The organism is Reella acinonychis, assembly GCF_052384575.1.
Taxonomy (GTDB): Bacteria; Pseudomonadota; Gammaproteobacteria; order Enterobacterales; family Pasteurellaceae; genus JBQSUQ01.
In genome coordinates this window covers 95,848-111,750 of the sequence record NZ_JBQSUQ010000004.1, presented here as the reverse complement: position 1 = coordinate 111,750, position 15,903 = coordinate 95,848, and the positions used below count along the sequence as shown (strand labels likewise).

Below are 15,903 nucleotides of genomic sequence, written 5' to 3'. Positions count from 1 at the left end.
TAATCCATTAACTTAGGTTTAATACTTTAATCAACGCATTGAAGAATCGCTGGTTTTCCTCTGGCAAGCCAATACTAATGCGTAAATGGTGTGGCATACCATAACCCGCAATAGGACGTACAATAACGCCCTCACGCAATAAAGCTTCATAAATAGGTTGCGCTGGTTGCTTAAAATCAATAGTGATAAAATTGCCTTTGGATGAAATATAATCCAATCCATATTTATGACAAAAGTCTTGATAGGCTTGCATTTCAAGATGATTATTTTCAGCAACTTTGTTGACAAAATCGTCGTCTTTTAACACCGCACTTGCGGCTGCTAACGCCAAACTATTGACATTAAAAGGTTGACGAATACGATTAAATAAATCCGCAATTTCAGGATGAGAAACCGCATACCCCACACGTAAACCTGCCAAGCCATAAGCTTTGGATAAGGTGCGTAATACCACTAAATTAGGATATTTTTTTAATAATGCAAACGAATTAACACGCTCATGCTCAGCCGTAAATTCCGTATAGGCTTCATCTAAAACCACAATAATATTTGACCGCACTTTGCTAAGAAAAGCGTCTAATTCCGCCTCAGTTAAAAAATTTCCCGTCGGATTATTTGGATTCGCAATATAAATTAACTTCGTGTTATCGCTGATCGCTGCTAAAAAACCGCTTAAATCGTGCCCCCAATTTTTAGCAGGCACTTCTTTCGCAATGGCATTGATCGCTTTAGTCACCAGCGGGTACACAATAAACGCATATTGTGAATAAATAATTTCATCCTGATCACTAGCAAAAGTATGCGCCACCAATTCAAGTAAATCATTAGATCCGTTACCTAAAGTGATTTGATTACTCTGTAAGTTAAATTTCTCCGCGATCACTTTTTTCAATTCAAAGCCATTGCTATCAGGATAGCGCGTGAGATAAGACAATTGCGTTTGGATTGCCGCTTTAGCACTATCTGGTAAACCAAATGGGTTTTCATTGGACGCTAATTTAATTATATGACTGATTCCTAATTCACGTTCTAATTCTTCAATCGGCTTACCTGCTTGGTAAGGCGAGAGCGATTGAACCCCTTTGTTCGCAAGTTGTAGAAAAGACATTATGTTGTTCCTATTTTATTTATTGTTATAAGTTTTCACTTTCCGAGTATAAAATCCCCCTTGAATAAAGGGGGAAAATTAAGATAAAACTCACTTCTTTAGAAAGGCAAAAGACTACGCATTTTCCAAAGCAAATTTCTGCATAAAGGCAATTAATGCTTCAACACCTTCAATTGGCATTGCGTTATAAATGGAAGCACGCATACCGCCTAATACTTTATGGCCTTTCAATGCTTGCAATCCTGCCGCAGTTGCTTCTGCAACAAATTTCGCATTGAGTTCATCATTGTCTGTCGTAAAAGTGACATTCATTAAAGAACGATTTTCTTTAGCCACATAGTTATGATAGAAATCGCTTTGATCTAAATACTGATATAAGCGTTCTGCTTTAGCACGATTGCGTTGCTCTACTGCACTTAATCCACCATTTTCTAATAAATGTTTATACACTAATGAGCAAAGGTACCAAGCAAATGTAGGTGGCGTATTGATCATGGAATCAGCATTAGCTTGTACTGCATAATTCCAAATTGATGGCGTATCTTTACGTGCGTTGCCTAATAAATCTTCACGAACAATCACCAACGTAATACCTGAAGGTCCCATATTTTTTTGAGCGCCTGCATAGATAACACCAAACTTACTAATATCAATTTGACGAGAAAGAATATCTGATGACATATCAGCAACTAACACTGCATTACCGACATTTGGCACATCAAAGATTTCCACTCCACTAATAGTCTCATTAGTACAATAATGAACATAGTCATATTGTTCTGCCACATCACTAAAATCAAGGCGTTCGACTTTCAAAGTGCGGTCAGAATTTAGGATATTTATTTCATCAACTTCAATAAAATTACGTGCTTCTTTCGCTGCGGTTGCTGACCAATGTCCATCATTTAAATAAAGTGCTTTGCCTTTATTATTACCTAAATTCATTGGGATAGCTGCAAACTGCCCTCTTGCTCCGCCTTGTAAAAACAACACTTTATAATTATCTGGCACATGGAATAATTGTCTAAAATCTTTTTCACAATCCGCAATCATTTCCATAAACAACTTACCACGATGGCTAACTTCCATCACAGAAGTGCCTTGATTTAGCCAATTTAATAATTCTGATTGTGCTTTTTCCAATACAGCGCGAGGCATCATTGCTGGACCTGCACTAAAATTAAATACTTGTGACATTGTTTCCTTTCCTGTGTTTTTATGTTGTATAAAATAAAGTGTGAGGTTAGTTTTACCACCACAAGCGGTTCTAAGCAATGAATATTTCCGTCTCCATAAGAAAAATTTTCCTTGCATTGTAAAATATGGATTAACTCTTTGACGAAATAGGGAAAAAAGGATAAATTATTCAATATCCCTACTATATAAGAGAGTTTAACTATGGAACAAGCAAGCAAACAATCTTTCCAAGATGTTTTAGAATATGTACGTTTATACCGTCAACGTAATAAATTATTGCGTGAAATTACAGATAATGATCGTAAAATTCGCGATAATAGCAAACGCGTGTTATTACTTGATAACTTAAATGATTATATTCGTGATGATATGACTATTGCCGATGTTCGTGCAATTATTGAAAATATGCGTGATGACTATGAAGGTCGCGTTGATGATTATATGATCAAAAATGCTGAACTTTCTAAACAACGTCGTGATATTAAAGCTAAAATGAAAGAACAAAACAAAGCGCATGCGGCATTAATGGCAAAAGCGGCTAAATAATTTTAAAGCTTCCCCTATCCCCAAATAACCTGTTATTTGGGGATTTTTGTGATGTAACTCACAAAAACAATGAAATAAGAATAATTATCAATTGACACAAATCAAATTTCTCTTTACACTTCTTTCCGCTTACTTTTAGTCTATCTAATCTTAGATATTGTTTTTTAATTTTATTAAAGGATTTCATTATGAAAAAAGCACTGACCACTCTTGTATTAATTGCTTCAGCCGCTTCAACTTCAGCATTAGCAGCAAATGAAGTGAATGTTTATTCATATCGCCAACCATACTTAATTGAGCCAATGCTCAAAGATTTTGAAAAACAAACAGGCATCAAAGTAAACGTGATCTTCGCTGATAAAGGGTTAGAAGAACGCGTTAAGCAAGAAGGCGAATTAAGCCCAGCAGACGTGCTTTTAACGGTTGATATTAGCCGCGTAATGAAAATTGTTGCAGCAGGCGTTTCACAACCAGTTCAATCAAAAGTGCTTGAGAAAAATATTCCTGCACAATTCCGCGATTCAAACGGCGACTGGTACGGTTTAACAACGCGTGCACGTGCAATCTATACATCAAAAGATCGCGTCGGTAAATTACCTGCAGGTTTCGATTACTTAGATTTAGCAAAACCTGAATACAAAGGCAAAGTTTGCGTACGTTCAGGTAAAAACGCATACAACGTATCATTATTTGCTTCAATGATCGCTCACTACGGCGAAGAAACAACCAAAAAATTCTTAGAAGGTTTAAAAGCGAACTTGGCACAAAAACCACAAGGTGGCGACCGTGATCAAGTGAAAGCAATCAAAGAAGGTATCTGTGATTACTCATTAGGTAACAGCTACTACTACGGTAAAATGTTAGATGATGAAAAACAAAAAGCTTGGGCTGAATCAGCAATCATCAACTTCCCAGCTGGTAAATTTGGTACACACGTAAATATCAGTGCGGTGGCGGTTGCGAAATATGCACCAAACAAAGCCAATGCAGTGAAATTAATTGAGTTCTTAAGTGGCGATAAAGCACAATCACTTTACGCAGAACTTAACCACGAATACCCAGTAAAAGAAGGTGTTAAACCATCTAAATTAGTTCAAGGTTGGGGTTCATTCTCTGCGGATGCAATCAAATTAGAAGAGATTGCGAAAAACTACGAAAAAGCGTTAAAACTTGTTGATGAAGTAAAATTTGACGAGTAATTCTTTTTGATGCAAGCGGTCAGATTTTGCTAAAATTTGACCGCACTTTTTCTGGACGCTCTTTGGGTTTGCCCAAGGCGTCCTGTTCTGTTTTTAAGAAAGCGAAATTTTGAATGAAAAACCGTCATCTTAGCTGGCAAATGTTGGCATTATGTGCCACTTTTTTGATCTTATTGCCTTTGTTAGCCATCAGCTACCACGCATTGAGCGGGGAATTGGAAAATCTTGTCCATTTATGGCAAACAATGTTAGGTAACTATGTGCTCAACTCATTATTGCTAGTGGTTGGGACGGTTTTACTCTCGCTGATTTTCGCCGTACCGTCCGCGTGGATTGTGGCAAATTATCAATTCTATGGGCAAAAAACATTGCAATGGTTACTTTGTTTACCGCTGGCAATGCCAGCCTATTTAATTGCTTACCTTTATACCGATTTGCTTGATTATTCAGGTAGTTTCCAAGAAATGTTGCGAGCCATTTTCGGCTGGCAAAGTCCGAAAGATTACTGGTTTCCGCAGATTCGCACATTGTATGGTGCTTGTTTTGTGTTAGCGTTAGTGCTTTACCCTTATCTGTTTTTATTAGTGCGTGTGGCATTGTTAGAGCAATCTGAAAATTTAATGCACAGTGCGAAAATGATGGGGGCAAATTCTCGCCAGATTTTTATGCGAATCACGTTTCCTTTAATGCGTCCTGCTATTGCAGTGGGGATGGCGTTGATCGCAATGGAAACCTTAGGTGATTTCGGCACGGTATCTTATTTTGCCGTACCAACGCTAACTACCGCAATTTACGATTCGTGGCTAGGCTTCCACGATCTTGGCACCGCAAGTCGTATTTCGTTGGTAATGTTACTGATGATCTTTTTATTCATCAGTCTTGAGCAATATAGCCGCCGTAAACAGAAAAACTATCAACGAGGCTATGAAAAGAAAACATCGTTCCGACAGTTAAAAGGGTGGAAATTATGTCTTGCTCAGCTTTGGTGTTGGGGCTTATTAGCCCTTGCCTTTTTCATTCCGTTGGGGCGTTTGCTCTTTTGGTCCTATGAATATTTTGAGCAGTCTTGGAATTTAGACTTCGTTCAATTTGCATTAAATAGCTTAAAAGTGTCGATAATTGCGTCGATTACGACAGTATCAGTAGCCTTATTGCTACACTTTGCTCATCGTTTATCACAAAATCGCAAATTTTGGCACAAAACGACCCGCTTGTCGTTGCAGGTTTCTTCTTTGGGCTATGCTATTCCCGGCACCGTTTTGGCAATCGGCTTGCTTTCGCCGCTCAGTTTTGCCGACCACAGCCTGCACGCTTTCTTGAAAAGTTTAGAGCTTTCACCAGTGGGGCTGATTTTCTCGGGGTCAATGTTTGCTTTAGTAATGGCTTATACTATCCGCTTTTTAGCAATGGCTATTGGTAGTTTAGATGCTTGTTTAGGACGAGTACCACCATCACTTGATATGGCAAGTCAAACAATGGGTAAAAATGGACTGACAATGTTTAAAAATATCCATATCCCATTGATTTCAAAAGGGTTGATTACCGCAGCATTGATGGTATTTATCGAAAGTATGAAAGAACTGAATGCGTCTTTATTGCTACGTCCATTTAATTTTGACACCTTAGCAACCCACGTTTTTACTTTTACATCAGATGAGCAGCTAGAACGTGCAGCAATGCCTGCCATTATATTAGTGTTGGTTGGTTTGATCCCTGTGATTTGGCTAACTCGCTCATTAATTTCTCAATCACAAAAAGAACGTTAAAATGAAAATTCTTGATATTCAACAGCTTAGTTGTAAGTTTGATCAGAATGAAATCTTAAAATCACTCGATTTAGAAGTCTGTGATAATGAAATTATCTGTTTATTGGGGGCAAGTGGTTGTGGAAAAACCACTTTACTCAAAGCAATTGCAGGGCTTTTGCCTATTCATCAGGGGAAAATTACGCTAGCAGGGCAGGATTTAGCCGAAACCGCGGTGGAAAATCGTCACATTGGCTTGATTTTCCAAGACTATGCACTTTTTCCCCATTTGAACGTAACAGATAATATTCAGTTTGGTTTAAGTAAGTTACCAAAAGCAGAACAGCAGCAGATCACAGAACAAATGTTGGCAGTTGTGAAGCTCACTGGCTTAGAACAGCGTTTCCCACACGAACTTTCAGGCGGACAACAACAGCGTGTGGCGATTGCACGAGCCTTGGCTTGCAAACCGCAGCTCTTATTGTTAGATGAGCCGTTTTCAAATATCGACAGCCAAACTCGCTATGAAATGATCCAAGAGATCAAACAAATTTTAAAAAGCCAAAATGTGCCTGCGATTTTCGTAACTCACAGTAAAGAAGAAGCCTTTGCTTTTGCGGATAAAATTGCGGTAATGGATCAAGGCAAGATCGTGCAATTTGGTACGCCAACAAGCCTTTACCATTTGCCAAGCAATAAATTTGTGGCAGATTTTTTAGGTGGATCGAATTACTTGAATTGTGAAGTACAATCAAATAACTGGATCGAAAGCCCTATTGGCAGCTACCAATTCCCTGAAATGCCTTATGAAAAAGGGCAATATCAATGGCTACTTCGCCCAGAGCAGATTGTGATTAAACAAGATGAAAGTGGAAAAGGCGTAGTGGTGGAAAAACTCTTTTTAGGGCAATTCCACCGCTATAAAATTGCAATAAATGGCACAGAACTGACCGCTTATTACTTAGGGGATTTAGCTCTGGGAGATAAAGTTTCCGTTGGTTTCCAATGTCGTGAATTGGTTTTATTTGATTAAAAAACAAGATAAAAAAACACCGCACTTTTCAATGCGGTGTTTTTATTAGTGGGTACTCGTACTTGTTGTTGTACGATTTGCACGCTTACGATCATTTTCCGTTAATAATTTCTTACGAATACGGATTGATGCCGGCGTTACTTCAACTAATTCATCATCATCAATGAACTCAATAGCTTGTTCTAATGAGAATTTCACAGGCGTAGTCAATACAATCGCATCATCTTTACCAGATGCACGCATATTGGTTAATTTCTTACCTTGTAAACAGTTGACGGTTAAATCATTTGAACGACTATGAATACCAATAATTTGACCTTCATAAACTTCCACACCATGATCAACCATTAACTTACCACGCTCTTGTAAACCAAATAACGCATAAGCAAGGGCTTTACCTGTTGCATTAGAAATCAACACACCATTTTTACGTTGACCAATTTCGCCCGCTTTCACATCATCATAATGGCTAAAGGTTGAATAAAGTAAACCTGTACCAGATGTCATTGTCATAAATTCGTTACGGAAACCAATTAAGCCGCGGCTAGGGATAACATATTCTAAACGTGTACGCCCTTTGCCATCTGGAATCATATCTTTCACTTCGCCTTTACGAATACCTAAAGCTTCCATCACTGAACCTTGATGTTGTTCTTCAATATCAATGGTTACTTGCTCAAATGGCTCTTGTTTTTTACCATTCACTTCTTTGTAAATAACTTTAGGACGAGATACAGCTAGTTCATAACCTTCACGACGCATATTTTCGATTAATACCGATAAATGCAATTCACCACGACCGGATACGCGGAATTCGTCTGGGTTTGGTGTTTCTTCTACACGTAATGCAACGTTATGTACTAATTCTTTGTTCAAACGTTCTAAAATTTGACGAGAAGTTACAAATTTACCTTCTTTACCACAGAATGGCGAAGTATTTACACAGAAGAACATCGTTACTGTTGGTTCATCAACTGTTAATGCAGGCAAGGCTTCAACATTGTTAATATCACAAATAGTATCGGAAATATTTAATTCGCCTAACCCCGTAATCGCAATGATATCGCCTGCATAAGCGGTTTCTGTTTCATAACGTTGTAAACCTAAATGTCCCAACACTTGACCAATTCGACCTTGACGTGTTTTACCTTCACTATCAATAATGGTAACAGGTTGATTTGGTTTTACAGCACCACGTTTGATACGACCAATACCAATCACGCCAACATAGTTGTTGTAATCCAACTGAGAAATCTGCATTTGGAATGGTGCATCTAATTCGACTTGTGGTGGTTGTACATATTTCACAATAGCTTCAAATAATGGCGTCATATCTTCAGCAAGATCTTCATGCTCTAAACCAGCCACACCATTCAACGCAGAAGCATAAATAATTGGGAAATCTAATTGTTCGTCTGTCGCACCTAAATTCACGAATAAATCAAACACTTGGTCAACAACCCAATCAGGACGTGCACCAGGACGATCCACTTTGTTAATGACTACGATAGGTTTTAAACCATGTGAGAACGCTTTTTGTGTCACAAAACGGGTTTGTGGCATTGGACCATCAAAGGCATCCACCACCAACAACACTGAGTCCACCATAGAAAGCACACGCTCAACTTCTCCACCAAAATCCGCGTGCCCTGGGGTATCCACAATATTAATACGATAATCGTTCCAGTTAATTGCGGTATTTTTCGCTAAAATAGTAATACCACGTTCTTTTTCAAGATCATTGCTATCCATCACGCGCTCATCATCGCCATTACGCGCGGCGGCTAAAGTGCCTGATTGTTGTAAAAGTTTATCAACCAAAGTTGTTTTACCATGGTCAACGTGCGCAATAATTGCGATATTACGCAATTTATTAATATCTAAATCTGCCATTGAATATTCTTACTTAAATTTGTTTTGTCAATAAAATTGATGAAAATTCCACCGCACTTTATGAGGTATAGCGGTAAAAGGTGGCGAATTATACAACTTTTTTGCTCAATGAGCTATTAAATAATTCACTACACCCTATTAAATATTGATGAAAAATAGGGTAAAATCTTGCACTTAAAATTTCACCACTACCCATTAAGGAATCTCCATGACTAACGCTAATGCGATTGCAAATGTTGCGAAATTAATTCGTGACAATGACATTAAATTTGTACTTCTTCGTTTTACTGATATTAAAGGGAAAGAACATGGCGTCTCTTTACCTGTGAGCTTAGTTGCTGACGATTTAGAAGATCTGTTTGAAGAAGGTAAAATGTTTGACGGCTCATCAGTAGAAGGTTGGAAAGCCATTAATAAAGCAGACATGCTTTTAATGCCTATTCCTGAAACTGCGGTGGTAGATCCTTTCGCTCATATTCCAACGCTTTCTATTCGTTGTAGCATTTACGATCCAAACACAATGCAAAGTTATGATCGCGACCCGCGTTCTATCGCGATTCGTGCAGAAAACTTCTTAAAATCAACTGGCATTGCAGACAGCGTTATGTTTGGTCCTGAACCTGAATTTTTCTTATTTGATGATGTCCGTTTCTCAACTGAAGCTAACAACGTGTCATATCGTATTGATGATGTTGAAGCCATGTGGAACACAAATCGTAAATTTGAGAACGGCAACAACGCCTATCGTCCTCTGAAAAAAGCTGGCTATTGTGCCGTAGCGCCTATTGATAGCGCACACGATATTCGTTCTGAAATGTGTTTAATCTTAGAAGAAATGGGATTGGTCATCGAAGCACACCATCATGAAGTGGCAACTGCGGGACAAAATGAAATCGCAACTAAATTCAATAGCTTGACCTTAAAAGCTGATGAAACACAAATCTATAAATATGTGGTGCAAAATGTTGCTTTAGAACATGGTAAGAGCGCATGCTTTATGCCAAAACCATTTGCAGGTGACAATGGCTCTGGTATGCACTGCAATATGTCCTTAAGTAAAGATGGCAAAAATGTATTTATGGGTGATAAATATGCTGGCTTATCTGACACAGCACTTTACTATATCGGCGGTATTATTAAACATGCGAAAGCATTAAATGCCTTCACAAACCCAACAACAAACTCCTACAAACGTTTAGTTCCAGGCTTTGAAGCACCCGTATTATTAGCTTATTCAGCAAGCAACCGTTCTGCTTCTATCCGAATTCCTGCTGTTACCAGTCCAAAAGCGACACGTGTAGAAGCGCGTTTCCCGGATCCAATGGCAAACCCATACTTATGCTTTGCCGCATTATTAATGGCTGGCTTAGATGGCGTATTAAACAAAATTCATCCAGGCGATGCGATGGATAAAAATCTTTATGATTTACCACCTGAAGAATTAAAAGATATTCCAGCTGTTGCAAGCTCATTAGAAGAAGCGTTAAATGCATTAGAAAATGACTATGAATTCTTAACCCAAGGTGGCGTATTCTCAAAAGAATTTGTACAAGCATTTATTGGCATTAAACGTAAAGAAGTGGAACGTTTAAACATGACTCCACATCCAGTGGAATTTGAAATGTATTATGCATAACGCAAAAAATAGCGTAACATATACATTCTTAATCAATTCGGCTCTCCATATTAGGGGAGCCAATTTCATTTTAATAAATAAGGTCTTTTATGAATATCGTAAAAAAATTACTCCCATTCGCTATGGCATTAACTACTGCAGGCTGCCTCAGCCTTGACGGCGTTGAAATTGCAGGCTTAGGCCAATCATCAGGAAAATTAACCAAGTTCCGTTGTGATAATGGCTACAAAGGGTCGATTAAACAACGTGATAATGGCGTAATAAGCATGGCATTTAGCGATGGTAAAGACAGCTATGTGACCTACCTCAATAATCAATCTTCAGGTAGCAACATTCTTTACGTCAACGACAAAAAGACATTAAAATGGCAAGAACAACAAGGACGTAATACTCTTACTTATCCTGATAAAGATTATGCTTCAACAGGCAAACTTTCGACCACCGCTTGCCAAAAATATTAATTAAGTTTATAAAAGGACTAATTCCAAACAATACTGTGATTAGTCCTTAAAATAATCCTCCCCCCTTTCGATTTTCTGCTAAACTACTCCCTTTCAAAATATCACTTTTTTACACCGCACTTTATGAAGATGAACGACTTTAACCTTGATATCCCATTTACGGCTGGCGATCATAAAATTCTAGCGAATGTCTTGCCCGGAGCTGATTGCTTTGCTATTGCTGAAATTGCGCGACAATATGCAAAACAACATAAAGGTTTAACCGTTATCCTCACAACAGACACAAAAAGTGCGGTGCGTTTAGACAAACTTTTATCGGAAAGCCAATCTGATGTGCGTTTTTTTCCAGATTGGGAAACCTTGCCTTATGATGCTTTTTCTCCTCATCAAGACATCATCTCAACTCGATTAAGTACATTATTTTACTTGCAACAAGCCAAACAAGGCATTGTTGTGCTTCCTATCAGCACTTTAATGCAACGCGTTTGTCCGCCTGATTTTTTTAGCCAGCATGTGTTGTTAATCAAAAAAGGCGATCAACTCAATATTGAGAAATTACGCTTGCAGTTAGAGCAAGCGGGTTATCGTGCCGTTGAACAAGTGTTAGAAGCTGGAGAATTTGCGCTACGAGGTTCTTTATTAGATCTGTTTCCAATGGGAAGTGCGGTGCCTTTTCGCTTAGATTTTTTTGATGATGAAATTGATGGTATTCGCACCTTTGATGTAGATACGCAACGTACTTTGCAAGAAATTGATAACATTAATTTATTACCCGCTCATGAATTTCCAACGGACAGTCAAGGCATTGAATTTTTCCGCACACAATTTCGTGCTACTTTTGGCGAAATTCGTCGCGATCCTGAACATATCTATCAACAGGTGTCAAAAGGTACGCTAATTTCAGGTATTGAATATTGGCAACCGCTATTTTTCGAGCGAATGGCTACACTATTTGATTATTTGCCACAAAATACGCTATTTGTGGAAATGGATGGTTTACAAACCTACGCAGAACGATTTTATCAGGATATTGAACAGCGTTATGAAAGCCGCAAAGTGGATCCGATGCGTCCGTTATTGCCACCAAGTCAGCTTTGGCAAAAGATCGATGAAATTAACCGCACTTTAAAGCAATATCCACGCATTACATTAAAGCAAGAAAAAGTTCGTTCATCTGTACGCCAAAAAAACTTGCCCGTTTCACCATTGCCAGAGCTACAAATTCAATCGCAACAAAAAGAACCCTTGCAATTATTGCGTCAATTTATTGAACAATTTGACGGACGTATTATTTTCTCGGTAGAAACGGAAGGCAGACGAGAAACCCTACTTGATTTATTGGCACCATTAAAAATTAAACCTAAACAAATCAAACAATATGATGAAGCATTAAGTCAGCAATTCAGCTTACATATCAGCGCATTAGATCATGGCTTTATTTTGGACAATGAAAGTGCGGTGAAAATTGCGATTATTTCTGAGCAAGAATTATTAGGCGCACGCGTACAGTTACGTCAACGGGATAAACGCAAAGGCATTAACCCTGATACCTTAATTCGCAACCTGGCTGAATTAAAAATAGGTCAAGCAGTGGTGCATTTAGATCATGGTGTGGGACGCTATGGCGGTTTGGTGACCTTAGAAAATGCAGGAATAAAAGCAGAATATCTCTTACTCACTTATGCGAACGAAGCTAAACTCTATGTGCCTGTCGCCAATTTACATTTAATTAGCCGTTATGTTGGTGGCAACGATGAAAGCGCACCATTACATAAATTAGGGAGTGATTCTTGGGCAAAAGCGCGCTCAAAAGCCGCAGAGAAAATTCGTGATGTGGCAGCTGAATTGTTAGATGTTTATGCACAACGAGAAGCTCAGAAAGGATTTGCCTTTAAATATGATCGCGATGAATTCCAAGCATTTGCTGCCACCTTCCCATTTGAAGAAACCCTTGATCAAGAAATGGCAATTAATGCGGTGATTTCTGATATGTGCCAAGCAAAAGCCATGGATCGCTTGGTTTGTGGCGACGTGGGATTTGGCAAAACAGAAGTGGCGATGCGTGCAACTTTCTTAGCAGTCATGAATCATAAACAAGTAGCAGTGCTGGTGCCAACCACATTGCTCGCACAACAACATTATGAGAATTTTCGCGATCGTTTCGCTAATTTACCGATTAATGTCGAGGTGCTTTCTCGCTTCAAGACCGCCAAAGAGCAAAAACAAATCTTAGCCAATTTAGCCGAAGGTAAAGTGGATATTTTAATTGGCACGCACAAATTAATTCAGTCGGATGTAAAATTCCATGATCTTGGATTATTAGTCATTGATGAAGAGCATCGTTTTGGTGTGCGCCAAAAAGAAAAAATAAAACAATTGCGCGCCAATATTGATATTTTAACCTTAACCGCCACACCAATACCGAGAACGCTAAATATGGCGATGAATGGAATTCGTGATTTATCCATTATTTCCACACCACCTGCGCGTCGTTTAAGTATCAAAACCTTTGTTCGCCAGACGGATGATGTGGTTATTCGTGAAGCCATTCTGCGCGAAATTTTACGTGGTGGACAAGTTTATTATTTACACAATGATGTGGCGAGCATTGAAAATTGTGCGGAAAAATTAACCGCACTTGTGCCTGAGGCACGTATTATTATTGGGCATGGACAAATGCGCGAGCGGGAATTAGAACGCGTTATGTCTGATTTTTATCATCAACGCTTTAATGTTTTGGTTTGCTCTACTATTATTGAAACAGGCATCGATGTGCCAACTGCAAATACCATTATTATTGAGCGTGCAGACAATTTTGGTTTAGCACAATTACACCAATTGCGAGGCAGAGTTGGGCGCTCCCACCATCAAGCCTATGCTTATTTGCTCACGCCCCCATCCAAATTAATGACGAAAGATGCACAAAAACGCCTTGAAGCTTTGGAAAGTTTGGATAATTTAGGCGCAGGCTTTATTTTAGCAACCCATGATTTAGAAATTCGCGGTGCTGGCGAATTATTAGGTAGTGAACAAAGCGGGCAAATTGAAAGCATTGGCTTTAGTTTATATATGGAATTGCTAGAAAGCGCGGTGAAAGCCATGAAAGAAGGCAGAGAGCCGAGTTTAGATGAATTAACTCAACAGCAGGTTGAAATTGATTTACGTGTACCTTCATTATTACCTGAGGATTATTTAGGTGATGTTAATATGCGTTTATCTTTCTACAAACGCATTGCTGCCGCTGAAAATAAACAAATGTTAGATGAACTGAAAGTGGAATTAATCGATCGCTTTGGACTTTTACCAGAACCAACGAAAAACCTCATGCAAATTGCTGAGTTACGTTTATTAGCAAAACAATTAAAAGTGATCAAAATTGACGCGACTTTACATGGCGGCTTTATTGAATTTAACCCAACGGCAGATATTGATCCGCTCAAATTCTTAGTCTTAATTCAACAACAACCCGCAGTGTTTAAATTTGATGGTCCTACAAAATTCCGCTTTACCTGTAACTTAGAACAAGCAAAAGCGCGGTTAGAATTTGTTATGAATTTGCTGAATTCTTTATTGAACTAAACCCATAGAGTGATAAAATTTGCTCAATCAATTATTATTAATAAAGGAGAAAATATGTATTTAGAACAAATTAAATCTGAATTACTTGAAGCACAGGATGTATTACAAAAATTCATCAGTGATGAAAACAACATTAAATTAATTCAACAAGCAGCATTGTTAATTTCAGATAGTTTTAAACAAGGCGGTAAAGTGCTTTCTTGCGGAAATGGCGGCTCCCATTGTGATGCCATGCATTTTGCTGAAGAATTAACAGGTCGCTATCGTGAAAACCGCCCAGGCTACCCTGCAATTGCGATTTCCGATGTCAGCCATTTAAGCTGTGTGAGTAATGATTTTGGCTATGATTATGTGTTCTCTCGTTATGTAGAAGCCGTTGGACAAAAAGGCGATGTATTATTTGGCTTATCCACTTCTGGCAACTCCAAAAACGTGTTAAATGCCATTAAAGCAGCAAAAGAAAAAGGCATGAAAGTTATTGCAATGACAGGAAAAGACGGTGGCCAAATGGCAGGATTAGCAGATGTCGAAATTCGTGTACCCCATTTCCGTTATGCTGATCGAATCCAAGAAATTCATATTAAAGTGATTCATATTCTGATGATGTTAATTGAATTTGAAATGGCAAAATCAGCGTAATGTCCACCGCACTTTTTGGATCCCTAGCCCATCGCTAGGGATTTTTTATGCGTGAATTTGTTTTTATATTGCATAGTTATGCAAAAAATATTAATATATTTTCAATTTAAATTACTCAGCGAACATTCCAATGACTATTCGTGTTCAACATCTTAATTTTTTCTACGGTACAAACCAAGCCTTATTTGATATCAATCTTCAACTTGAAGATGGCGATACCGTTGTATTGCTCGGTCCAAGTGGCGCGGGAAAAAGTACATTAATTCGTACATTTAACCTTTTAGAAATGCCGCAATCAGGGCAATTAGATATTGCTGGCACCCATTTTGATTTATCACAAAAAAGCAATCCAAAGCAAATTTTACAGCTACGTAAAAATGTTGGCATGGTGTTCCAACAATATAATTTGTGGCCTCATTTAACTGTTATTGAAAACCTGATTGAAGCACCAAGAAAAATTCTTGGGTTAGATGAAAAAGAAGCGAAACAACAAGCGCTAGAATTACTTGAACGCTTACGTTTAAAAGAATTCGCCGATCGTTTTCCATTACAGCTTTCAGGTGGTCAGCAACAGCGTGTTGCCATAGCAAGAGCATTAATGATGAAACCTCAGGTTTTATTATTTGATGAACCTACTGCTGCATTAGATCCTGAAATTACGGCACAAATTGTGTCAATTATTCAAGAGTTGCAACAAACAGGGATTACACAGGTTATTGTAACTCATGAAGTTGGCGTTGCTCGCAAAGTCGCCAATAAGGTCGTCTATATGGAGCAAGGTCACATTATTGAAATGGGTGATGCAAGTTGTTTTGAAAACCCACAAACTGAACAATTTAAACAATATCTTTCTCATTCAGAATAGGA

General features: G+C 38.4%; 12 protein-coding genes. 9 read left to right on the top strand and 3 right to left on the bottom strand.

The window, feature by feature from the left end; all coding sequences use genetic code 11:
• Positions 1-7: 7 nt before the first annotated feature.
• Together hisC and serC are read right to left on the bottom strand one after the other, a co-directional pair.
• Positions 8-1,108 carry a histidinol-phosphate transaminase gene (hisC, locus tag ACT2CV_RS02010; RefSeq protein ID WP_464972684.1) on the bottom strand — a complete coding sequence of 367 codons (1,101 nt, stop codon included), beginning with the start codon at positions 1,106-1,108 and terminating at the stop codon, positions 8-10.
• Positions 1,109-1,222: 114 nt separating this feature from the next.
• Entirely contained in the window at positions 1,223-2,305 is a 1,083-nt protein-coding gene (gene serC / locus ACT2CV_RS02005) for a 3-phosphoserine/phosphohydroxythreonine transaminase (RefSeq protein WP_464972685.1), read from the bottom strand.
• Between the two features lie 201 nt (positions 2,306-2,506).
• Here serC and ACT2CV_RS02000 point away from each other — a divergent pair, with 201 nt between their 5' ends.
• From ACT2CV_RS02000 to ACT2CV_RS01985, 4 genes are all read left to right on the top strand, one after another.
• A complete protein-coding gene (locus tag ACT2CV_RS02000) occupies positions 2,507-2,851 on the top strand; it encodes a DUF496 family protein (protein WP_464972686.1) in 345 nt (114 codons plus the stop codon).
• A 188-nt stretch (positions 2,852-3,039) separates the two neighbouring features.
• Entirely contained in the window at positions 3,040-4,050 is a 1,011-nt protein-coding gene (locus ACT2CV_RS01995) for a Fe(3+) ABC transporter substrate-binding protein (RefSeq protein ID WP_464972687.1), read from the top strand.
• Between the two features lie 113 nt (positions 4,051-4,163).
• Complete coding sequence (locus tag ACT2CV_RS01990) at positions 4,164-5,816, top strand: ABC transporter permease (RefSeq protein WP_464972688.1); 1,653 nt, start codon at positions 4,164-4,166, stop codon at positions 5,814-5,816.
• 1 nt (position 5,817) lies between these two features.
• Positions 5,818-6,828 carry an ABC transporter ATP-binding protein gene (locus tag ACT2CV_RS01985; RefSeq protein ID WP_464972689.1) on the top strand — a complete coding sequence of 337 codons (1,011 nt, stop codon included), beginning with the start codon at positions 5,818-5,820 and terminating at the stop codon, positions 6,826-6,828.
• 45 nt (positions 6,829-6,873) lie between these two features.
• Here ACT2CV_RS01985 and typA read toward each other — a convergent pair whose 3' ends face one another.
• Entirely contained in the window at positions 6,874-8,721 is a 1,848-nt protein-coding gene (gene typA / locus ACT2CV_RS01980; RefSeq protein WP_464972690.1) for a translational GTPase TypA, read from the bottom strand.
• 208 nt (positions 8,722-8,929) lie between these two features.
• On the opposite strand from typA, the gene glnA reads away from it, so the two are divergent.
• From glnA to artP, 5 genes are all read left to right on the top strand, one after another.
• The gene (glnA, locus tag ACT2CV_RS01975; RefSeq protein ID WP_464972691.1) at positions 8,930-10,357 is read left to right on the top strand and encodes a type I glutamate--ammonia ligase; all 1,428 of its coding nucleotides are present in this window, start codon (positions 8,930-8,932) and stop codon (positions 10,355-10,357) included.
• 89 nt (positions 10,358-10,446) lie between these two features.
• Positions 10,447-10,818, top strand: a complete 372-nt coding sequence (locus ACT2CV_RS01970) for an MliC family protein (protein ID WP_464972692.1) — start codon at positions 10,447-10,449, stop codon at positions 10,816-10,818.
• A 123-nt stretch (positions 10,819-10,941) separates the two neighbouring features.
• Positions 10,942-14,397: a transcription-repair coupling factor gene (mfd, locus tag ACT2CV_RS01965; RefSeq protein ID WP_464972693.1), complete on the top strand. Its 3,456-nt coding sequence runs from the start codon at positions 10,942-10,944 to the stop codon at positions 14,395-14,397.
• Between the two features lie 54 nt (positions 14,398-14,451).
• The gene (gene lpcA, locus ACT2CV_RS01960) at positions 14,452-15,036 is read left to right on the top strand and encodes a D-sedoheptulose 7-phosphate isomerase (RefSeq protein WP_464972694.1); all 585 of its coding nucleotides are present in this window, start codon (positions 14,452-14,454) and stop codon (positions 15,034-15,036) included.
• 130 nt (positions 15,037-15,166) lie between these two features.
• Entirely contained in the window at positions 15,167-15,901 is a 735-nt protein-coding gene (artP, locus tag ACT2CV_RS01955) for an arginine ABC transporter ATP-binding protein ArtP (RefSeq protein ID WP_464972695.1), read from the top strand.
• The last annotated feature ends 2 nt before the right edge of the window (positions 15,902-15,903 follow it).